Source organism: Nocardioides sp. Root151, from assembly GCF_001427925.1.
Lineage (GTDB): Bacteria > Actinomycetota > Actinomycetes > Propionibacteriales > Nocardioidaceae > Nocardioides.
In genome coordinates, this window is the sequence record NZ_LMGG01000001.1 from 1,090,657 (window position 1) to 1,110,385 (window position 19,729).

General features: G+C 70.7%; 20 protein-coding genes. 3 read left to right on the forward strand and 17 right to left on the reverse strand.

Translation table 11 applies throughout. The features are described 5' to 3' along the window. Window positions 1–175: 175 nt before the first annotated feature. Together ASD66_RS05155 and ASD66_RS05160 are read right to left on the reverse strand one after the other, a co-directional pair. On the reverse strand, window positions 176–724 hold the full coding sequence (locus ASD66_RS05155) for a hemerythrin domain-containing protein (protein ID WP_056890215.1): 549 nt from the start codon (window positions 722–724) through the stop codon (window positions 176–178). A gap of 104 nt (window positions 725–828) precedes the next feature. After that, window positions 829–1,635, reverse strand: coding sequence for an HAD family hydrolase (locus ASD66_RS05160; protein ID WP_056890216.1), 807 nt, complete (start codon window positions 1,633–1,635; stop codon window positions 829–831). A gap of 88 nt (window positions 1,636–1,723) precedes the next feature. On the opposite strand from ASD66_RS05160, the gene ASD66_RS05165 reads away from it, so the two are divergent. Then, on the forward strand, window positions 1,724–2,212 hold the full coding sequence (locus ASD66_RS05165; RefSeq protein WP_056688447.1) for a hypothetical protein: 489 nt from the start codon (window positions 1,724–1,726) through the stop codon (window positions 2,210–2,212). Beyond that, window positions 2,188–4,179 (forward strand): hypothetical protein, encoded by a 1,992-nt coding sequence (locus tag ASD66_RS05170; protein ID WP_156388538.1) that lies wholly within the window; start codon window positions 2,188–2,190, stop codon window positions 4,177–4,179. The genes ASD66_RS05165 and ASD66_RS05170 overlap by 25 nt, the downstream gene beginning before the upstream one ends. Window positions 4,180–4,220: 41 nt before the next feature. On the opposite strand, the gene ASD66_RS05175 is transcribed toward ASD66_RS05170, so the two are convergent. The 4 genes from ASD66_RS05175 to ASD66_RS05190 are packed head-to-tail and all read right to left on the reverse strand — an operon-like array spanning window position 4,221 to window position 7,418. Continuing rightward, a complete protein-coding gene (locus tag ASD66_RS05175; RefSeq protein WP_156388539.1) occupies window positions 4,221–4,556 on the reverse strand; it encodes a hypothetical protein in 336 nt (111 codons plus the stop codon). Window positions 4,557–4,603: 47 nt separating this feature from the next. Further along, window positions 4,604–5,623, reverse strand: a complete 1,020-nt coding sequence (dmpG, locus tag ASD66_RS05180) for a 4-hydroxy-2-oxovalerate aldolase (protein ID WP_056688457.1) — start codon at window positions 5,621–5,623, stop codon at window positions 4,604–4,606. Next, on the reverse strand, window positions 5,620–6,567 hold the full coding sequence (locus ASD66_RS05185; RefSeq protein WP_056688460.1) for an acetaldehyde dehydrogenase (acetylating): 948 nt from the start codon (window positions 6,565–6,567) through the stop codon (window positions 5,620–5,622). Before ASD66_RS05185 ends, dmpG begins: the two co-directional genes overlap by 4 nt. Next, window positions 6,564–7,418 (reverse strand): 2-keto-4-pentenoate hydratase, encoded by an 855-nt coding sequence (locus ASD66_RS05190; RefSeq protein WP_056688463.1) that lies wholly within the window; start codon window positions 7,416–7,418, stop codon window positions 6,564–6,566. The genes ASD66_RS05185 and ASD66_RS05190 overlap by 4 nt, the downstream gene beginning before the upstream one ends. 113 nt (window positions 7,419–7,531) lie before the next feature. Between ASD66_RS05190 and ASD66_RS05195 the strand changes: the two genes are divergently transcribed. Continuing rightward, on the forward strand, window positions 7,532–8,299 hold the full coding sequence (locus tag ASD66_RS05195) for an IclR family transcriptional regulator (protein ID WP_056890217.1): 768 nt from the start codon (window positions 7,532–7,534) through the stop codon (window positions 8,297–8,299). A gap of 219 nt (window positions 8,300–8,518) precedes the next feature. Here ASD66_RS05195 and ASD66_RS05200 read toward each other — a convergent pair whose 3' ends face one another. The 11 genes from ASD66_RS05200 to ASD66_RS05250 form a co-directional block, all read right to left on the reverse strand. Next, entirely contained in the window at window positions 8,519–9,862 is a 1,344-nt protein-coding gene (locus ASD66_RS05200; protein WP_056688469.1) for an MFS transporter, read from the reverse strand. 159 nt (window positions 9,863–10,021) lie between these two features. Then, window positions 10,022–10,480, reverse strand: a complete 459-nt coding sequence (locus tag ASD66_RS05205) for a MaoC family dehydratase (protein WP_056688472.1) — start codon at window positions 10,478–10,480, stop codon at window positions 10,022–10,024. Continuing rightward, window positions 10,480–11,697, reverse strand: coding sequence for an acetyl-CoA C-acetyltransferase (locus ASD66_RS05210; RefSeq protein ID WP_056890218.1), 1,218 nt, complete (start codon window positions 11,695–11,697; stop codon window positions 10,480–10,482). The genes ASD66_RS05205 and ASD66_RS05210 overlap by 1 nt, the downstream gene beginning before the upstream one ends. Window positions 11,698–11,708: 11 nt before the next feature. Beyond that, a complete protein-coding gene (locus ASD66_RS05215; protein ID WP_082599387.1) occupies window positions 11,709–12,626 on the reverse strand; it encodes an FAS1-like dehydratase domain-containing protein in 918 nt (305 codons plus the stop codon). 2 nt (window positions 12,627–12,628) lie between these two features. Then, window positions 12,629–13,369, reverse strand: coding sequence for a 3-oxoacyl-ACP reductase FabG (fabG, locus tag ASD66_RS05220; protein ID WP_056890220.1), 741 nt, complete (start codon window positions 13,367–13,369; stop codon window positions 12,629–12,631). Further along, window positions 13,369–14,538 (reverse strand): acyl-CoA dehydrogenase family protein, encoded by a 1,170-nt coding sequence (locus ASD66_RS05225; RefSeq protein ID WP_056890221.1) that lies wholly within the window; start codon window positions 14,536–14,538, stop codon window positions 13,369–13,371. Before ASD66_RS05225 ends, fabG begins: the two co-directional genes overlap by 1 nt. Next, a complete protein-coding gene (locus ASD66_RS05230) occupies window positions 14,535–15,371 on the reverse strand; it encodes an HpcH/HpaI aldolase/citrate lyase family protein (protein WP_056890222.1) in 837 nt (278 codons plus the stop codon). The genes ASD66_RS05225 and ASD66_RS05230 overlap by 4 nt, the downstream gene beginning before the upstream one ends. Before the next feature lies 1 nt (window position 15,372). Continuing rightward, window positions 15,373–16,659 carry a CoA transferase gene (locus tag ASD66_RS05235; protein ID WP_082599327.1) on the reverse strand — a complete coding sequence of 429 codons (1,287 nt, stop codon included), beginning with the start codon at window positions 16,657–16,659 and terminating at the stop codon, window positions 15,373–15,375. Further along, the gene (locus tag ASD66_RS05240) at window positions 16,646–18,022 is read right to left on the reverse strand and encodes an MFS transporter (RefSeq protein WP_056890223.1); all 1,377 of its coding nucleotides are present in this window, start codon (window positions 18,020–18,022) and stop codon (window positions 16,646–16,648) included. Before ASD66_RS05240 ends, ASD66_RS05235 begins: the two co-directional genes overlap by 14 nt. Beyond that, window positions 18,019–18,798, reverse strand: coding sequence for a CoA-transferase subunit beta (locus ASD66_RS05245; RefSeq protein ID WP_056688492.1), 780 nt, complete (start codon window positions 18,796–18,798; stop codon window positions 18,019–18,021). The genes ASD66_RS05240 and ASD66_RS05245 overlap by 4 nt, the downstream gene beginning before the upstream one ends. Beyond that, the gene (locus tag ASD66_RS05250) at window positions 18,795–19,718 is read right to left on the reverse strand and encodes a CoA transferase subunit A (protein ID WP_200949875.1); all 924 of its coding nucleotides are present in this window, start codon (window positions 19,716–19,718) and stop codon (window positions 18,795–18,797) included. The genes ASD66_RS05245 and ASD66_RS05250 overlap by 4 nt, the downstream gene beginning before the upstream one ends. Window positions 19,719–19,729 lie beyond the last annotated feature (11 nt).

A 19,729-nucleotide genomic window follows, 5' to 3' on the forward strand; every position in this document is an offset into this window, starting at 1 on the left:
GCGCACAACCCCGCTGGTTGGGAAGGTCGCGCAGCGAGCGGCTCGGACCGGAGATGTGGCGTGGACTCACCCGCGCTCGAGCTGCAGTCGTCCCACCTGAGCGTCGGAAACCCGCACTGCCTTGAATGAACGTTTGTGCAAGACAGACTTTGAACAAACGTTCATTCAACGTGGGTCAGTCGTCGTCGAGCAGGCCCTTCTTCGCCGCTTTGGCGACCACACGTCGTACGTTCGTCAGCGAGCCGCAGCCTTCGTCGATCAGCTGGTTGCGTCGCGCGGCCCACTTCTCGCCGAGCTCGCGACGGACCCGGTCCGAGACCTCCTCGCGGGCAGGCGCGATGATGCTCAGCTCCTCCTCCGCGATGTGGTGGGCGATCAGGTTGCTGAGCTCCTCGACGGCGTCCACGAAGGCCTTCGTGTCGGTGCCCTTCAGCTCGAGGACGGCGAGCAACGCCTCGTTGCCCTCGGCGTGCTCCTCCGAGCCGTGCTCGATGTCGTGGGCGTCGACGTCCTCGGCCTTGCGACGGAGGACCGGATAGACGATCTCCTCCTCCGCCTCACCATGGGCGATCAGGACGTCGGCGAAGGCATGGCGGACGGCATCACGATCGGCCGTGCCCTGGCGCAGCTGGGCCAGCAGCCGCTCGAAACGACGGTGGTCGTCGACGATCAGGTCGAGGACGTCGCCCGAAGTGGGGCGACCCAGGTCGATTCCAGTAGTCATGGGTCGACCGTACCTGCCCGGAGAGGCCCGATGGTCGAGCAGCGACGAAAGAGCCTCCGTCCCCGGTGGTCGAGCAGCGACGAAGGAACGTCCGTCGAGGCCACTCAGAACCAACGCTCGAGCTCCACGGCCACGCCGTCCTCCACCACTGTCCCGGTCGAGGCGTCGGCGGCATCATGCACTTCCTGCACGGCCTGCCCCATGGCCACTCCGCGGCCGGCCCACTGCAGCATCTCGATGTCGTTGTGCCCGTCGCCGATCGCCAGCACGTCGTCCCGCCGTACGCCGAGCTGCCCGGCGACGTACGCGAGCGCCGCGGCCTTGTTCACTCCCACCGGCGAGATGTCGAGCCAGCTGGACAGCTGCGCCACGTAGTCGGTGCTGGACAGCCCGAGCTCGTCCGCCAACGACGCGAGCGCGTCGGAGGAGCCTTCGGGGTGCCGGATCATCACCCGGCAGGCGGGGCGTACGCCGAGCTCGGCCGGGCTGGTCACCACGGACCCGCCGGACAGCTCCCCGCGTGGGAACAGGCGATTCACCCGATAGTCGAGCCCCGGCTCCTCGACCGCGACCATCGCATCGGGGAACCTCTCGAGCACCGCAGCCACGGCAGGTCGCGCGTCGAAGGTCGTGGCCCGCACGACCTCGAGCGGCGCGAAGCGCGCCACCACGGCACCGTTCGACCCGACCAACCAGCCGGGTGACGGCAGGCCGGCCAACCTGGCGACGTCCACGAGCCCGAGCGGCGATCGCCCGCTGGCGAGTACGACGGGAATGCCGGCACGCACCACGCGGGCCACGGCGTCGACCACGGCCGGCGCAATGGCCTCCTCGGACTTGTCGGTGCCGCGGACCCACTCCAGCAGGCAGCCGTCGACGTCCAGCGCCACGAGTCCGGGTCGCCAGGTCATGCGAGCACAGTAGCGACCACCCTTCCGTGCGCCGCTATCACCCGAAATGGCGATTACCCCTCACTCCTGCCGGGTCCAGAGTGAAGCCATGAGGGCGGACAAAACGGTCAGCGCGCTCGCCGGCTTGTGCGCGGTTCTGCTCCTCTCGGCGGGCAGCTGCGTGGACGACGTGGCCAAGGGCGCCTCGAAGGGCGGCGGCGGGCTGGTCCGCTCCGAGGGAGACGACGCCATCGTGCTCGGGACCAGGCGCGCGGACGACATCCTCCTGCAGGTGCCGACAGCGATCCAGCCGACGTTGGGCGCCCGCCTCCGGTCCAGCGTCGACCAGCTGAGCAGCAACACCGAGGTGCAGGACGCCTTGGAGGGCCTCGCATGGGAGACGACGTGCGCTCTGGTGTTCGACAGGGTGCCCACGAGCCTCGACGAAGTCGCCAGCTTCCTGGTGGAACGGGCCGTCAGCTTCGGCATCTCGTTCTTCGACGAGGGCGAGCAGCAGATGGCCGAGATCGTCCTCGACGCGTTCAGCGAACAGGGAAACGAGGCCCAGGACGCATGCAACGACATGTACTCCCAGTAGCCGGCGATCCACTCGAGATCCGCGTGCACGGCATCGGCGACCACGACGACTGGTCCCAGTTGGGCAGCCCCACCTTGCTCGAGCGGCCACCGGAAGGACCCGAGGCGGCGCTCCCGCCAACTGTGCCTCAGCACGACCTCCTGCTGGTCAACTGGTCCCGCGCATCGCGTGGCGTTGCCGGCTTCCTCTGGTACGTCGCACTCCCATTCACCTTGGTCAATGCGGCGGGCTACATGACACCGCCCGACGGCCTTGGCCCGACGGCCGAACGACGCACCAGGTTCGCGGTCGTGCTCACCGGCCTGCTGCTCAGCCTGCTGACGTTCGTGTGGGCACTGGCCCTCGCGGAGACGATCGCGAGGCGGACGTTGGTCACCTGGACGTCCTCACCGGACGCCGGGCGCTGGCTCGCGGGGGCGATCGGGTTGGCGCTCATCGCGGGCATGCTGGGCCGGCAACGACGTACGGCTTCACACACCAAGCCCTTGGTGCTGTGGCTCAACGTGCTGCTGGTCGGCAGTGCCGCGGCCGTCACCGCGTTCACCCGGCCGGCCCACTGGCAGGTGACGTGGTCGAAGATGCCCGACTTCCTCACCACGTGGGGCCCGAGCGCGACCTTCGTGCAGGCGCCTGGGGACCAACCACCCGGTGAGTTCAAGGCCCTGGTCGCCAACGGCCAGCTCGTGCCGTACGTCGACCCGGTGGTCAGCGTGAGCCTCTTCTGCATCGTGGTCGTCGTGCTGACGGGTGCGGTCTTCGCGATCCGCGGGCTCATCGCGGCCGGAACCGGACGGCCGGCCACGCCGGAGTACGTCGTCGACGTGGCGCTGGTGGGCTCGGTGCTCCTGATGGTGTCTGTGGCGTCGGCGCTGCGGCTCTTCGCGGACAACCTCGTGCTCTACCTGTCGAACCATCACGTGCCGTTGTTCGCGGAACCGGGCGAGACCGCAGGATTCGGGAGCCGTGCGCTGCTGCCGCCCCGGAACAGGTTGTACGTCGGGCGGGACGACGCCCTGGTCGACATGCTTCCCCTGGTCGGACTGCTGGCCCTGCTTGCCTTCGCCCTGGCCTTCGTGGTGGCCAACTGGACTCCCCGAGGCGCAGGACGTCCGCGGTTCGGCAAGCGAGGTTCGACGCTCGCCAAGCGCCTTGCCGCCGCACGGTGGCACCGCCGTCTGGTCCTGAGTCTCGAATCGACGCTCGGTCCGACGATCCTGCTGTCGACGTTCCTCTGGGGAGTCTCCATGGCAATGGTCGTGAACTGGATACTGGACGGTTCGAATGCCACATGGGACCGCGCCATCTTCACGGTGCAAGCACTCTCGGTGCTGGCGATCTTCATGGTGGTGGCGGGGCGCAGCCTCCAGAAGGTCCGCAAGGTCGTCGGCATGGTCGCCGACGTGCTGGGCTTCTGGCCGGTCGCCAGCCACCCGTTTGCGGGCGCTTCCTACCGGAACCAGGTCGTCGACGGCATCATCGACGAAGTTCGTACAGCGGGCCGTCGCCCCACGGTGCTGATCGGACACAGTCAGGGATCCGTTCTCTGCGCATGGGCCGTGCACCGGATCCGCACGGAGGAGGAATTCCACGACACCGGCCCCGCCCTGACCCTGGTCACCTGCGGCTGCCCGCTCGAGTCGCTCTATCGCGAAGTCTTCCCTGCCTACTTCCCCGGCTCGTTCTACACCTCGATCTGGGCGACGACGCCGTGGCTCAACTTCTGGCGGGCCACGGATCCGATCGCGACTCCCCTGCCACTGCCCCAGCCTCAACCAGTGGACGCGACCACGGACAACCTCGAGATCGCCGACCCCGACGCGGCCCGCCGGCTGCAGGTCCACTCCGACTACTGGATCGCACCGGAACAGGTCGAACGGGTCGCGCTCTGCCTCCCTCAAGCCGGTCGACACCGGGACGTCGGTCGCAGGCCGGACGTCGTTCCAGCGGCCGGCAAGGCCAAGGGTTGAGGGCAAGGATCACCCGTCGGGTGCGGCGACACCACCCCGTCTCATGCCGCCTCGAGCATGCCGGCGCCGACCCACAGCGTGACGATCGACCAACCGTCGGAGTCAGGCGCAGCCACGGCGATGTGGCCCTCCCAACCGGCCGTCGGGCTCACTCGCCGCCAGCCGATGAGCAGGGCGGCCTGGCGGCCGTGCGGGCCGGCGTACCAGCAGTGCCGCAGGTCTGGTCGTTTCGAGACGGTTCCTGAGGAGGCGAGGAACGAGGCGTCTCGAAGGACGGGCGCCGGAGCGCCCTCCTCGCCCATCGAGTTGCGGCGGGTGGCGGCCACGCGCTCGGCCATCGTGCCGTGATCACCGAACCTGCGCGCGCCTCCTGCCATGCGGCAGATGCTAGGTCGACGTGGGGACAGCGGTCCCCGGAATCGACCTAGGAGGCCTCGCGCTCGGAGACCAGGTTGAGCGCGATGTCCATGATCATGTCCTCCTGGCCACCGACCAGACCACGGCGACCGCACTCGACCAGGATCGTGCGGACGTCGAGGCCGTAGCGCTCGGCGGCGGTCTCGGCGTGGCGCAGGAAGCTGGAGTAGACCCCGGCATACCCGAGCGTCAGCGTGGCGCGGTCGACCCGCACCGGGCGGTCCTGGAGCGGCCGCACGATGTCGTCCGCGGCGTCCTGGAGCGCGAACACGTCGCAGCGGTGGTCCCAGCCGTAGATGTCGGCGACCGCGATGAACGCCTCGATCGGGCAGTTGCCCGCCCCGGCGCCGTGACCGGCCAGGGAGGCGTCGACCCGGTAGATGCCGTTCTCGACAGCGACGACGGAGTTGGCCACCGACAGCGAGAGGTTCTCGTGCGCGTGGATGCCGATCTCGGTCTCCGGCTCGAGGATGTCGCGGTAGGCCTTGGCCCGCGCCTCGACGTCGGGCATGGTCAGGCGGCCGCCGGAGTCGGTGATGTAGACGCAGTGCGCGCCGTACGACTCCATCAGCTTCGCCTGGCGGGCCAGCTCCTCCGGGGGCGCCATGTGGCTCATCATCAGGAAGCCCGAGACGTCCATGCCGATCTCGCGGGCGGTCGCGATGTGCTGGGCCGAGACGTCGGCCTCGGTGCAGTGGGTGGCGACGCGCACGGAGCGGACCCCGAGGCTGTAGGCGTGCTTGAGCTCCTCGATGGTGCCGACGCCCGGGAGCAGCAGGGTGGTCAACCGGGCCTTGTCGATCGCGTCGGCCGCGGCCTCGATCCACTCCCAGTCGGTGTTCGAGCCGGGACCGTAGTTGACCGACCCACCGGCCAGCCCGTCGCCGTGGGCCACCTCGATGGCGTCCACGCCGGCGGCGTCGAGCGCCGACACGATGCGGCGTACGTCGTCGGGCTTGATGCGGTGGCGCACGGCGTGCATGCCGTCGCGCAGCGTGACGTCCTGGATGAAGAGCTCGGTGCTCATCGGCTGGTCTCCTTCTGGGCCGCGATCCGCTCGGCGACCTGGAGGCCGGCGGAGGTCATGATGTCGAGGTTGCCGGCGTACGCCGGGAGGTAGTGGGCCGCGCCCTCGACCTCGAGGAGCACGGTCACCTGGTGCGTGGGTCGGGTCGTGGAGCCCTCCGCGAGGAGCGTCTCGACCGGGGAGTCGGCGGCGATCTCGGTGATCTGCACCTGCTGCTTGAGCCGGTAGCCGGGCACGTACGCCGACACGTCGCCGACCATCTTCTCGACCGACGCGCGGATCTCGTCGTGCACGGACTCGTCAGCGGCGTCGACCAGGCAGAACACGGTGTCGCGCATGATCAACGGCGGCTCGGCCGGGTTGAGGATGATGATCGCCTTGCCCCGCTTCGCCCCGCCGACCGAGACGATCGCGTTCGACGTGGTCTCGGTGAACTCGTCGATGTTCGCGCGTGTGCCCGGGCCGGCCGACTTCGACGAGATCGAGGCGACGATCTCGGCGTACTGCACCGGCACCACCCGCGACACGGCGGCGACGATCGGAATCGTCGCCTGGCCACCGCAGGTCACCATGTTCACGTTCTGCGCGTCGATGTGCTCGTCGATGTTGACCGCGGGCACGACGAACGGGCCGATCGCCGCGGGCGTGAGGTCGATCAGCCGCTTGCCGTACGGCGCCAGGCGGGCGTTGTTGGCGATGTGCGCCTTGGCGGAGGTCGCGTCGAAGACGATCTCGATGTCGTCGAAGCCGTCCATCGCGATCAGGCCCTCGACACCCTCGGCGGTGGTGGGCACCTTGAAGCGTGCGGCGCGGGCCAGCCCGTCGGACTCGGGGTCGATGCCGACCATGGCGCCCATCTCGAGGTGCTGCGAGTGGCGCATCACCTTGATCATCAGGTCGGTGCCGATGTTTCCGGAGCCGATGATGGCGACCTTCGTGCTCATGCGTTGTCCTCCTGCGTCGTGGTGCCGAACCGGGTGGAGACCGTGCCCAGTCCGGTGATGGTGGCGGTGACGTGGTCACCGGGTGCGAGCGGGCGCATCGGGCCGAGTGCGCCTGAGAGGATCACCTGGCCGGCGCGCAGCGGCTCACCGAACGTGCGGGCCTGGTGGGCCAACCACGCCACGGCCTTGAGCGGGTCACCCAGGCAGGCGGCCCCGTTGCCGGTCGAGACCTCCTCGCCGTTGATCGACATCGTCATGGTGACGTCGACCGGCTCGACCTCGTCGAGCGTGAGGTGCTCGGTGCCGAGCACGTAGAGGCCGGACGAGGCGTTGTCGGCCACGGTGTCGGCGAAGGAGATGTCCCAGTCGCGGATCCGGCTGTCGACGATCTCGAGCGCGGCGACGGCGTAGTCGATCGCGCCGCGGATCTGCGCGTCGTCGAGCGGCCCCTCGGCCAGGTCGGCCTTCAGCACGAACGCGACCTCGGCCTCAGCCTTGGGCTGGATGAGTCGATCCGACGGGATGACCTCGCCGTCACCGAAGCCCATGTCGTCGAAGAGCACGCCGAAGTCGGGCTGGTCGACACCGAGCTGGGTCTGCACCGCCTCGGAGGTGGCGCCGATCTTGCGACCGACGACGCGCACGCCGCGCTCCACCTTGGCGGCGTTGAGCCGCTCCTGGATCTGGTAGGCGGCGGCCACGTCGTCGCGTCCGATGAGGTCGCGGACCGGCGTACAGGCCTCTCCGCCGAAGTGGGCGGCGACCAGGCGGTCGGCAGCCTCGGCGATCGCCTCCGGTGAGACGTCGGTCGTCGGCGCCGCGGCGGCGGCAGGGTGCGGGCTGGTGCTCATCAGCGACCTTAGGTGCGTGGGGGCGGGAACGTGTGACCCACACTCTCGCGTCGATTCACCACCGCGCGAGGGAAGCGTCCCGCTCAGCGATACGCTCTTCCGCGGAGGTTCCGATGGCCGAGGACGTTGACCTGGACACCGTCCTGGGCAAGGCGGTGACGATCCTGCGCGCCTTCCGCGCCGAGGACAAGGCGTTGCCGCTCGCCGAGCTCGTGCGGCGCACCGGCCTGCACAAGGCGACCGTGCACCGCCAGGTCGGTGAGCTGGTCGCGACCCGCCTGCTCGACCGGGTCGAGGGCGGCTACCGGCTCAGCGGCGGACTGTTCGAGCTGGGCATGCGGGCCTCGGTGGAGCGCAGCCTGCTCGAGGTGGCGATGCCGTTCCTCCAGGACCTCTACGAACGCACCCACGAGACCGTGCACCTGGGCATCCGTGAGGGCCACGAGGTCGTGTACGTCGCCAAGATCGGCGGCCACCGACAGGCCGCGGCGCCCTCGCGCACGGGCGGTCGGATGCCGGTGCACTGCACCGCCATCGGCAAGGCGCTGCTGGCGTGGGCCGATCCGGAGCTGCGCCGCGAGGTGCTGGCCGGCCCGCTGGAACGACGTACGCCGCGCACCGTGGTCGCACCCGGCATGCTCCGGCGACAGCTCGACGCCATCGTCGAGCGCGGGGTGTCCTACGAGCACGAGGAGTCGGCGGTCGGCATCGTGTGCGTCGCCGCGCCGGTGCTCGACGCCGACGAACGCCCGCTCGCCGCGGTCAGCGTCACCGGCCCGGTGACCCGCTTCCACCCGGAGTCACACGCCAACGCCGTACGCGCCGCGGCGGCCGGCATCGCCGCCACCATCGCCCGGCGCCGGGTGATGACCGACCGCTGATCGTCGCTTCGGGGTCGGCGCTCCGTTGCTTCGGGGGCGGCGCTGCCATCGGCGTTCACTTGAACCTGCAGTTCAGGCCGCTGGTCCGCTGATTGAGCGCGGGCACAGGACGTCGTACGGCGAACTGCATGCTCAGGTGAACGGATCCTCGAGACGCAGGACCAAATGCGGAGCGCCCGCCGCCGAGGGTTCCTCGGGCGACGGGCGCTGCACACCGGGTCAGGAGACCGGCGTCGCCTCACGTTGGTCGAGGGCGGGCTCCGTAGGGGCGTCGGCGTCCTTGCCGAACGTGCGCTTGAGCAGGGCACGCGAGGCCACCAGCGAGATGAACGTGGTGATCACGCCGAACGCGACCGGCAGCACGACGGTGCCGGAGGAGTCCAGCAGCCACTGGAGGATCAGCGGGGTCATGCCGCACAGCGCGCCGGACAGGCCGTAGGCCACCGAGATGCCGGTGTAGCGCACCTTGGTCGGGAAGGCCTGGGCGAGCATGCCGGCCATCACGGAGTAGAACATCACGTCCGGGATCGTGGCGACCACGGCGCCGAGCATGGCCAGCCAGTAGTTGCCGGTCGCCATCAGGATGAACATCAGCGCCAGCGCCGGGATCTCGATGCCGAGCAGGACCGTGACGATCTTGCGGACGTCGTACCTGGTGGTGAGCAGGGCACCGAAGGGCTGCACGAAGAACTGCAGCACGCTGGCGACCAGGATGATCGACAGGAACGAGTCGCGGGAGAAGTCGAGCTCCTTGGTGGCCCACGAGAGAGCGAACGTGTCACGGGCGTAGACCACCACGAACACGCAGAGGATCGAGAAGACACCGAGCGTGACCTCGCGGCCGTTGTGGCGGAACAGCTCGACGACCGGGACCTTGGCGGTCGCGTCGTTCTTCTTCAGCTTCTCCATCTCCGGCGACTCCTCGAGCCGGAGCCGGATCACCAGGCCCACGACCACGAGCACGGCGGAGAACAGGAACGGCACGCGCCAGGCCCAGTCGAGCAGCGCCTGCTCGGGCAGCAGGCTGGTGACCGCGAGGAAGGCGAGGGTGGCCAGGATGCGGCCGGCCGGCGAGCCCTGCTGGGCGAAGGCACCGAAGAGGTAGCCGCGGTCCTTCTTGGTGTGCTCGGTCGCGATCAGCACCGCACCGCCCCACTCGCCGCCGACGGCGAGGCCCTGCACCAGGCGGAGCACGATCAGCCCGATCGGCGCGAGCGCACCGATGGTGGCGTACGTCGGGAGGAGGCCGACGCCGAACGTCGTGACACCCATCAGCATCAGGGTGAGGATCAGGGCGCGCTTGCGGCCGATCTTGTCGCCGAGGTGGCCGAACACCACACCGCCGATCGGGCGGGTGAGGAAGCCGACTGCGAAGGTCGCGAAGGAAAGCAGGGTGGCCACGGCGGGGTCGGAGCCGCTGAAGAACAGCGGACCGAACACGAGGGCCGAGGCCGTGCCGTAGATGTAGAAGTCGTACCACTCGATGGTGGTGCCGACGAAGGCGGCGATGCCGGCCTTCCTCGCCATCCTCTCATCGGGGTTGAACCTGGTGGTGCTCGACATGGGGGGCTCCTTGGGGATGGTGCTAATTCGTGGCTGGCCGGCCTGTGACCGCATTCACGTTAGGTGGGTTTCGTGATGCACGTCCAACACCAAATCCGCACACCATTTGTGCCGTTTGAGGTATGAATACGGACGTGTGCGCCCTACTCGTCGGTCACTTCACCGGACGACGAGGGTCAGCGTCTCGGCGACGCAGACCGGCTTCGTGGCGCGGTCGCACTCGACCACCCACCGCACGGTCACCTGGTCGCCCGCGGGCACCTCACGGACGCCGACGATGGTGGGCGTGGCACGGATCCTGGACCCCACCGGGACAGGTGCCGGGAAGCGCACCTTGTTGACGCCGTAGTTGAGCCGTGAGGCCCCTGCCTCGAGCCGGTAGAGGGTCGCGGCGAAGGCCGGCAGCTTCGCCAGCGTGAGGTAGCCGTGCGCAATCGTGCCGCCGTACGCCGACGAGGCGGCGCGTTCTGGATCGACGTGGATCCACTGGTGGTCGCCGGTGAGATCGGCGAAGCGGTCGACGGACTCCTGGTCTATCTCGACCCACTCCGTGGTGCCGAGGGGCTCGTCGACGACCTGCTGCACCTCGTCCATCGAGGCCAGCACGCGGGGCGCCATCAGGCGATCCGCTCGAAGACGGCAGCCAGGCCCTGGCCGCCACCGATGCACATGGTCTCGAGGCCGTAGCGGGCCCGGCGCCGGTGCAGCTCACGGGCCAGGGTGCCGAGCATGCGGACTCCCGTGGCACCGACGGGGTGGCCGAGCGAGATGCCGGAGCCGTGCACGTTGGTGCGCTCGTGGTCCTCGTCGGTGAACTTCCACTCGCGCATGACGGCGAGCGCCTGCGCGGCGAAGGCCTCGTTGAGCTCGATGACGTCCATGTCGGCGATCGTGAGGTCGGCACGTGCCAGCGCCGCAGCGGTGGCGGGCACCGGGCCGATGCCCATGACGTCGGGTCGCACTCCGGCCACCGACCAGCTGACCAGCCGGACCAGCGGGACCAGTCCGAGGTCCTCGGCGACGTCGGCGGTGGTGACCAGGCACATGGCTGCGGCGTCGTTCTGGCCGCTGGCGTTGCCGGCGGTGACCGTGGACTCGGGGTCGTCACGCAGGATCGGCTTCAGGCGGGCCAGCGACTCGAGGGTGGTGTCGGCGCGCGGGTGTTCGTCGGTCTCGACGACCACGTCGCCCTTGCGGGAGGGAACGGTCACGGGGACGATCTCCTCGGCGAGGATGCCGGACTGCTGGGCGGCCACGGCGCGTTCGTGCGAGCTGACCGCCAGACGGTCCTGCTCCTCGCGACTGATGGCGTACTCCCGGCGCAGGTTCTCCGCCGTCTCGAGCATGCCTCCGGGAACCGGGTGGAAGCGGCCTCCGGGGGTCTGCCGCCCGCGGGTCAGGCCGTCGTGGATCTGGACACCGTTGCGGGCTCCGCCCCAGCGCATGTCGAGGGAGTAGAAGGCCACGTTGCTCATCGACTCGGCACCACCGGCGACGACGACGTCGCTGGCCCCGCTGGCCACCTGCATCGCGGCATTGATCACGGCCTGCAGGCCGGACCCGCAGCGCCGGTCGACCTGCTGGCCGCCGACGCTGACCGGCAGGCCGGCGTCGAGACCGACGACCCGGCCGATCGCGGGCGCCTCGGCGTTGGGGTAGCAGTGGCCGAGGATCACGTCGTCGATGCGGTCGGGGTCCACCCCGGTGCGGGCGAGGAGGCCCTGGAGGGCGGTCACGCCGAGGTCGACCGGGCTGAGGTCCTTGAAGACCCCGCCGTAGCGGCCGATGGGGGTGCGGACGGGTTCGCAGATGACGACGTCGCGGGAGCTGTTCATGGTGGTGCCTTTCAGGGGAGATCGGTGTCGGCGGTGAGGGTGACCAGGACCCGGTCGTCGGGGTCGCGCAGGGCGACCTCGGTCGAGCCGGAGTCAGAGTCGGTGCCCGAGCCGGTGTCGGAGTCGGTGCCGGCGGTCAGCGAGATGCGGGCGGGTTGCGCGCAGAAGAGCGGTGCCAGGTTGCGGTGCCGCAACCGGCGCGGGGCGGCCGAGTCGCCGAGGCGCAGGGCCTCGGCCAGCAACAGCGTGGACAACGGTCCGTGCACGACCAGGCCGGGGTAGCCCTCGACCCGGGTCGCGTACGGCCAGTCGTAGTGGATGCGGTGCGGGTTGGCGGTGGCCGCACTGAACCGCATCAGCAGGGTCGGGTCGGTGACCACATCCCAACCGTCATCGGTCGCTCGCAGCGGTGGGCCGGTTGGCTCCAGCTCGGATGCCGGTTGCGGGTCGGCACCGCTGTCGACGACCGACGGGCCGTCGCGGAACACCAGGTCCTGCCGTTCCTCGATGCGTACGTCGTCCGCCTGCCCGCGCAGCACGTGACGGACCCGGACCACGACGAAGTCGCCGCTGCGGCCGCTCTTCTCGTCGACGGACTCGACGATCGACTCGCGTCGTACCCGCTCCCCCACGCGCAGCGGGGCGTGCAGCTCCAGCGATCCGCCGGCGAACATCCGCCGGGGCTGGGGCAACGGCGGCAGCAGGCCACCACGGTGGGGATGGCCGTCGACCCCGAGCTGGGAGGACAACGGCCAGGCCGGCAGAGCGACCCAGTGCCACAGGGGCGGCAGGTCCTCACCCTCGGCCGGGGCCGGTGCGCCCGAGTCGAGGAGTGCCGCGAGTGCCGCGACCCGACCGGGGTCGACGTACTCCTCGCTGGTCACCTCGTGCGGCGACCAGCCGGTGCCTTGCTGATCGGTGGTGGACACGGTCACATGAACCGTCCGCCGGTCACCTCGGCGACCGTGCCGGTCATGTACGACGACAGGTCCGAGGCGTAGAAGACGGCGACCGACGCGACCTCGGCCGGCTCGCCGGCGCGGGCCATCGGGATCTCGGCCATCTTGCCGTCCCATGCCTTCTGCGGCATGGCCTCGGTCATCGCCGAGCGGATCAGGCCGGGCTGGATCGCGTTGATCCGCACGCCGTGGTGCGCCATCTCCTTGGCGGCCGCCTTGGTCATGCCGACAATGCCTGCCTTGGCGGCGGAGTAGTTGGTCTGCCCGATCATGCCGACCTTGCCCGAGAGCGACGAGATGTTCACGATCGCACCGGACTTCACCTCACGCATCCGGGCGGCGGCCAGGCGGGTGCCGTTCCAGCAGCCCTTGAGGTGCACGGAGATGACCTGGTCGAAGTGCTCCTCGGTCATCGTGCGCATCGTGGCGTCGCGGGTGATGCCGGCGTTGTTGACCACGATGTCGAGCGAGCCGTACGTCGACTGCGCCAGGTCGAGCGCGGCCTCGACGTCGTCGGCCTTCACCACGTCGCAGGCGATGCCGACGGCTACGTCGGGTCCACCCAGGCCCTTGGCTGCGACCTCGGCGGCGGCACCGTCGAGGTCGGCCAGCACGACCCGCGCACCCTGCGCGACGTAGGCCTCGGCGATGGCCAGGCCGATGCCCTGGGCGCCACCGGTGATGACGGCGGTCTTGTTCTCGAGCAGGTTCATCAGGAGTTCCCCTTCTGGGAGTGTGCGTCTCGGGCCACCACTTGGGCCGCGATGACGTTGCGTTGGATCTCGTTGGTGCCCTCGCCGACGATCATCAGCGGGGCGTCGCGGAAGTAGCGCTCGACGTCGTACTCACGCGAGTAGCCGTAGCCGCCGTGCACGCGGATCGCGTCGAGGGCGACCTCCATGGCCGCCTCGGAGGCGAACAGCTTGGCCATCCCGGCCTCCATGTCGGCGCGCTTGCCCTCGTCGAGGCGCTCGGCCGCGTCGACCGTCATCAGCCGGGCGGCGCGGACCTTGGTGGCCATGTCGGCGATCAGGTTGCCGACCGACTGGTGCTTCCAGATCGGCTTGCCGAACGACTCGCGCTGCTGCGCGTAGGAGACGGCGTCACCGACTGCGGCTTGGGCCACGCCGACCGCACGGGCGGCGACCTGGATCCGGCCCACCTCGAGGCCGCGCATCATGTGGCCCCACCCGAGGTCGGGCTCGCCACCGAGCACGGCGTCGGCCGGGACCCGCATCGAGTCGAAGACCAGCTCGCAGGCCTCGACGCCGCGGTAGCCGAGCTTGGGGATCTTCTCGCTGACGGTCATGCCGTCGCCGGGCTCGACCAGCAGCACGCTCATGCCGCGGTGGGCGGGCTCGGCGTCGCGGTCGGTGACGCAGAGCAGCCCGATCAGGCCGGCGTGCTGGGCGTTGGAGATCCAGGTCTTCGAGCCGCGGATGACGTAGTGGTCGCCGTCGCGGACGGCGTACGTGCGCATCGCCTGGAGGTCGCTGCCGCCGGACGGCTCGGTGAGCGCCATCGTCGCGCGGATCGAGCCGTCGGCCATCGCCGGGAGGTACGTCGCCTTCTGCGCGTCGGTGCCGAACGTGCGGATCAGGTAGGAGATCACCGAGTGGCCGCCGATCGCGCCGGCCAGGCTCATCCAGCCACGGGCCAGCTCTTCGGTGACCCGGGCGAAGCAGGCCGTGCTGACGTCGACGCCGCCGTGCTCGGCGGGGACGAGGAGCCCGAAGAAGCCGAGCTTCTTCATCTCCTCGATGAACTCCTCGGGGTAGGTGTCGGTCGACTCGTACTCGCGCACGTTCGGCCGCACCCGCTCGTCGACGAAGTCGGCGACCAGTCGGACCATGTCCTTCTCGTCGGGTGTCAGCGTGCTCATGGGGTGCCTCCGGTTTCGGTGTTGCTGCTGGTGAGGATGCGTCGGGCCCGGTCGACCACGGGCAGGTCGACCATGCGGCCGTCGACGAGGAGTACGCCGTCCCCGGCGGCCTCGGCCGCGGTGACGACCCGCTGTGCCCACGCCACTTCGGTGGCGTCGGGCGCGAAGGTGGCCGCGGTCGGGGCGACCTGGGCCGGGTGGATGCAGAGCTTGCCGGCGAAGCCCAGGGCGGCGGCCCGGCGTACGTCGGCAACGAGTCGGTCGGCGTCGCGCACGTCACCGGTCACCCCGTCGACCGGTCCGGCGAGGCCCGCGGCGGCAGACGCCAGGACCAGGGCGCCACGGGCGGACGCCATCGCGGCGACGTCCTCGGGATCGACGCCGAGCTCGGTGGCCAGGTCGTAGGTGCCGAGGGCGAGCCGGACCACGCCCGGGACGGCGGCGATCGGCTCCGCGCGGAGGACGCCGCGGGCCGTCTCGAGAAGCGCGACGACCTGCGCGCCGTCACCCAGCGAGGCGACCGTGGCGGCGACGGCTGCGGGGTCCTGGGCCTTGGGCAGCATGACGGTGCATGCCACGCCGCTCGCCAGGAGCTCGGAGAGCGCGGCCAGGTCGGCGTCGTGCCACGGGGTGCCGTGGGCGTTGACCCGCACAGCGGCGGCCGTCGTGGTGGTGCGCAGCCAACTGACGACGTCGTCGCGGGCGCGGTCCTTGGCGTCGGGTGCCACGGCGTCCTCGAGGTCGAGGACCACGAGGTCCGCACCGGCTGCGGCCGCCTTGTCGAAGCGGTCGGGCCGGTCGCCCGGGACGAAGAGCAGGGTGCGTGCGTCCATGTCAGGCCACCTCGGTCTTCGGGGCGTGGCCGGTCGTGCGGACGACTCCGCGGGCGAGCAGGTCCGCCACGGCAGCGGCATCGAGGCCGAGCACGTCGCCCAGCACGTCGCGGGTGTGTTGACCGACCGCCGGGGCAGGACGAGGTGGCGCGCTGGCGCGGTCGACGTACACGGGTGAGCCGGGGGCGAGCAGGCGGCCGACGCCGGGCTGGTCGACGGTGCCGAAGAGCGGGTGGCTGCGGAGCACGGCCGCGTCGTCGGCGACCAGGTCGCCGAAGGTGCGGTACGGCGACCAGAGGATGCGGGTCTCTCCCAGGGAGGCGGTCACCTCTGCCTCGGTGTGCCGCTCGAACCACTCGGCGACCAGGCCGGCCAGCACGCCGCGGTGGCGGTAGCGGTCGCCCTCGTCGTCGAAGTCGGCCCCGAGCGCCCCGGCCAGGGTGTCGATGACGTCGCCGAGCCCGGTCATCGACCGCAGGTCCGACCACTGGCGCGGGGTGAGCGCGACCAGCATGAAGCGGGCGCCGTCGCTGGTGACGAAGTCGCGACCGAAGGTGCCGTAGACGTAGTTGCCGTCAGCGGTGCGCTCCGAGGACGGGTTCAGCATCGCGTCGGCGAGGTAGCCGAGGTGTCCGGCAGCGGCGAGGGCGACGTCCTCGAGGGCGACCCGCACCTCGCTCCCCCGGCCGGTGGCGGCGCGGCGGCGCTCGGCTGCGAGCAGCCCGACGGCGAGGTAGAGGCCGGCGGCGAGGTCCCATGCGGGGAGCAGGTGGTTGACCGGGGCGGCCTGGTCGGCCGGGCCGGTGACCAGCGGGAAGCCGGTGCCGGCCTGCACGGTGTAGTCGACCGCGGTGCCGCCGTCGTGCTTGCCGGTGAGCAGCACGGTGACCACGTCGGTTCGGCGCTCGCTCAACGCGGTGTGGGTGAGCTCGGGCCAGCGCTCGGTGTTGGTGACCAGGATGCCGGCCTCGGCGACCAGGTCCGCGACGAGGCGGCGCCCCTCGGCCGTGCCTAGGTCGACCTCGATGGCCTGCTTGCCTGGGTTCAGCCCGTTCCAGTAGAGGCTGGTGCCGTCGTCGGTGAGTGGCCAGCGGGTGCGGTCAGGTCCGCCGCCGATCGGCTCGACCCGGATCACCTCGGCACCGAGCTGGGCGAGGGTGAGTCCGCACAGCGGCGTGGCGACGAAGCTGGAGACCTCGACGATCCGCAGGCCGGCGAGCGGGCCGGTGGCTTGGCCGGCCGAGGCACTCGCGGGTACCGGGTCCGGGCGGGGTTCAGTGGACGTCATCGAGAAGGGTCCTTTCGGGGCGGGACGGGACGCGGTCCGATCGGGCGGCGCCCGCGAGCAGCCAGGTGGCGGCGATCACCGCGACCGGTGCGCCGTACACGAGGAGGAGGCGGTCGGGCGCCCACGTGGCGGCCACCCAGGAGTAGCCGACCGCGAGACCGGCGAAGCGGAGCATGTTGGAGACGCCCAGGGCGGTGCCGTGGTCGGCTGCCGACGACGTCATCAGCACGTGTGCGGACGTGGCCTGCACGGCGCCGATGGCGCAGCCGGTGACTGCGAGGAGCACGACGGCGAGCGGCAGGGAGTCGTGGTCGAGGGCGAACGCGAGGCCGAGGGAGAACAGTGCGGCGGCCAGCACGACGAGTCCGACGCGCATGGTGCGGACCGCGGTGAAGCGCTCCGAGAGCCGCGACGTCACCGGCGCGAACAGGGTCAGCGGGACGGCCAGCGACAGCATCATCAGGCCGATGTGGCCGGGCCCCAGCCCGACGTCGCGTCCAAGGTGCAGCGGGGTGGCGGTGATCGCGACGCCGAGCGCACACATGACGGTGCCGGCCGCCGCGGTGCCGGCCAGGAAGCGCGGGTCGGCGAGGTGGTCGGGGTCGACGAACGCCCTCTCGCTGCGGCGCGCGATCAGCACGTGCAACAGGAGGGCCAGCGCGCCGACGAGCACCAACGCGACGCCGACGACGGCACTGCGGTGCTGACCGGCCCAGGCGAAGGCGCCGACGAGGGCGCCGACTCCGGCGACCAGCGTCATCATCCCGGAGACGTGCAACGGGGTCGGCACGGCCGGGACCGAGGGCACCAGGGTCACCACGAGCACGAGCAGGACCAGGCTGAGTGAGGCGTGGGTGAGGAAGACCCAGCGCCAGCCCAGGGTGTCGGCGATCAGTCCACCCAGCGGCGGGCCGATCGCCTGGCCGACTCCGATCGCGGAGGCCCACGCGGCCATCACGCGGGCCCGGTTCTCCGGCCAGTGCCGACCGAGGACCTGCTGGACCGACGACGGGATGGCCGAGCACGCGACACCTTGAAGGGCCCGCATCAGCACGAGGTACCAGAGGTCCTGGGCCGCCGCGGCGCCCGCCCCGGCGATGACCATCAGCACCAGCGAGGCGCCGAGCAGGAGCCGGGAACCGAAGCGCTGGCACATCCACCCGGCGACCGGGGAACACAGCACCATGGCCAGGGTGAAGGCGCTGACCGCGAACACGATGCCGCTGGCGCTGGCGTCGACCGCTTCCGCGATCACGTTGATCGGCGCGCTGATGATGGTGCTGGACAAGGTGCCGAGGGTCGAGCACGCCAGCAACGCCGCGTAGGCGTGGCGACGTGAGGAGTCCCGGCGGTGTGCGCTCATCGCAGGTAGAGCCGCACCGTGTCGATCTCCTCGCGGAGCAGGCGCACGTCCTCGACGGTGGGGCGCTCGGTCTCGCGCACGTCGTCCGCGACGACGATGTCCCAGCCGGTGGCGGCGCGGACCTCGTCGACGGTGACGCCCGGGTGCACCTCGCTGACCTGCAGCTCGCCGAACTTGTCGGGACGGCGCAGCACGGCCAGCGGCGTGATCACGGTCGAGACGCCGTGGCCCGGCGGCACCATGCGCGGGTCCTCCTCGCGGGCCCGCACGGGGCTCGGCGAGGTGCAGAAGTCGACCTTCGCGGGCAGGGCGCCCGGGTCGTGGCGGCGGAGCACGACGATGCACTCGCCGGCGTTGGGCACGATCTCGGCGGCGCCGCCGGCTCCGGGCAGGCGCACGGTGGGCTTCTCCCAGTCACCGATGAACGTGGTGTTGAGGCTGCCGAAGCGGTCGACCTGGGCGGCGCCGAGGAAGCCGACGTCGACGTGGCCGCCCTGGAGCACGTAGCCGAAGAGCGCGTGCATGCTGAGCACCGCCTCCGCACCGGTGACCAGCACCGAGTCGGCGATGCCCTCGGCAAGGCCGTCGGGGTGGGCGCCGCAGACGCCGGACTCGTAGACCAGCTCGACGTTCGGGTTGACCGTGCGCAGGGCCAGGTCGACAGCCAGCGTGGGCAGGCCGACACCGGCGAAGACACGGCGCAGGCCGACCAGCTGTCGGGCGGCGACGGTGGCCAGGAACTCGGTGCTGCCGGGTGCGACGTCTGAGTAGGTCATGCCCGCTCCCCCGTCTCGAGCTCGGACCAGCGTGAGGCGCCGAGTTTCGCCAAGTAGGCCTGGCGATCCGGGAGGTCGTGCACCCATTCGTCGAGCCAGGCCAGCAGCCGTGTGCGGTCGCGACTGATCGGCTCCCAGTCGCGGTAGAAGTCGTTGTCGCGCACGTAGTGGTCGTGCGTGTACGACGGGTGCGCGCCGCCGGGCACCTCGACCACCGCGTCCACGGCATGTGCGGGGAGCAGCGTGCGGTTCGGGTCGGCGCGGACCACCTCGTCCTCGACGATCTCCTCGACGGTGACGATCACCCGCGTGGCGGCGTACGCAGCTTCCTGCTGGGCGCCGGTGATGCCCCACATCTGCACGTTGCCGAGCCGGTCGGCCCGCTGGGCGTGCACGATGGTCACGTCCGGACGCAGCGGCGGGACCACGTAGATGTCGGGCCCGCCGAACGGGTCGGCGACCTTGCGGATGTTGGGGTTCAGCTTCGGGAGGTCGCTGCCGGCGTACGACCGGAGGGGGAAGAACGGCAGGTTGGCCGCGCCGGCCTCGTAGCGGCAGAGCATGCCGTAGTGGCTGTACTCCTCGACCTCGAGCGGCTCGGGGTCGGCGCGCTCGATGCGTCGGCGCACCTCGTGCAGCGAGCCCGCGGAGCCGCTGGCGAAGAACGAGGCAACCAGCTTGCTCACGCAGCCTGCGGCGACGAGCTGGTCGTACATGATGTCGGGCGTCATGCGGCAGACGGTGAGGTCACGGCGGCCCTGGCGGATGATCTCGTGCGCGGCGGCGAACGGGATCAGGTGACCGAACCCCTCGAGGGCGATGGTCATGCCGTCGCGGACGTGCGCCGCGATCGCGGCCGGCAGGTCGGTCACCTTGTCGGTCACCTCGCCGGTCACCTTGGTCGCGATCGTCGCAGTCAACGCGGGCTCCT

Excerpts from the sequence above, each read along its gene's own strand:
- ASD66_RS05155 (WP_056890215.1), bottom strand. The coding sequence starts at position 724 with ATGACTACTGGAATCGACCTGGGTCGCCCCACTTCGGGCGACGTCCTC.
- ASD66_RS05160 (WP_056890216.1), bottom strand. The coding sequence starts at position 1,635 with ATGACCTGGCGACCCGGACTCGTGGCGCTGGACGTCGACGGCTGCCTG.
- ASD66_RS05165 (WP_056688447.1), top strand. The coding sequence starts at position 1,724 with ATGAGGGCGGACAAAACGGTCAGCGCGCTCGCCGGCTTGTGCGCGGTT.
- ASD66_RS05170 (WP_156388538.1), top strand. The coding sequence starts at position 2,188 with ATGCAACGACATGTACTCCCAGTAGCCGGCGATCCACTCGAGATCCGC.
- ASD66_RS05175 (WP_156388539.1), bottom strand. The coding sequence starts at position 4,556 with ATGGCAGGAGGCGCGCGCAGGTTCGGTGATCACGGCACGATGGCCGAG.
- dmpG (WP_056688457.1), bottom strand. The coding sequence starts at position 5,623 with ATGAGCACCGAGCTCTTCATCCAGGACGTCACGCTGCGCGACGGCATG.
- ASD66_RS05185 (WP_056688460.1), bottom strand. The coding sequence starts at position 6,567 with ATGAGCACGAAGGTCGCCATCATCGGCTCCGGAAACATCGGCACCGAC.
- ASD66_RS05190 (WP_056688463.1), bottom strand. The coding sequence starts at position 7,418 with ATGAGCACCAGCCCGCACCCTGCCGCCGCCGCGGCGCCGACGACCGAC.
- ASD66_RS05195 (WP_056890217.1), top strand. The coding sequence starts at position 7,532 with ATGGCCGAGGACGTTGACCTGGACACCGTCCTGGGCAAGGCGGTGACG.
- ASD66_RS05200 (WP_056688469.1), bottom strand. The coding sequence starts at position 9,862 with ATGTCGAGCACCACCAGGTTCAACCCCGATGAGAGGATGGCGAGGAAG.
- ASD66_RS05205 (WP_056688472.1), bottom strand. The coding sequence starts at position 10,480 with ATGGCGCCCCGCGTGCTGGCCTCGATGGACGAGGTGCAGCAGGTCGTC.
- ASD66_RS05210 (WP_056890218.1), bottom strand. The coding sequence starts at position 11,697 with ATGAACAGCTCCCGCGACGTCGTCATCTGCGAACCCGTCCGCACCCCC.
- fabG (WP_056890220.1), bottom strand. The coding sequence starts at position 13,369 with ATGAACCTGCTCGAGAACAAGACCGCCGTCATCACCGGTGGCGCCCAG.
- ASD66_RS05225 (WP_056890221.1), bottom strand. The coding sequence starts at position 14,538 with ATGAGCACGCTGACACCCGACGAGAAGGACATGGTCCGACTGGTCGCC.
- ASD66_RS05230 (WP_056890222.1), bottom strand. The coding sequence starts at position 15,371 with ATGGACGCACGCACCCTGCTCTTCGTCCCGGGCGACCGGCCCGACCGC.
- ASD66_RS05235 (WP_082599327.1), bottom strand. The coding sequence starts at position 16,659 with ATGACGTCCACTGAACCCCGCCCGGACCCGGTACCCGCGAGTGCCTCG.
- ASD66_RS05240 (WP_056890223.1), bottom strand. The coding sequence starts at position 18,022 with ATGAGCGCACACCGCCGGGACTCCTCACGTCGCCACGCCTACGCGGCG.
- ASD66_RS05245 (WP_056688492.1), bottom strand. The coding sequence starts at position 18,798 with ATGACCTACTCAGACGTCGCACCCGGCAGCACCGAGTTCCTGGCCACC.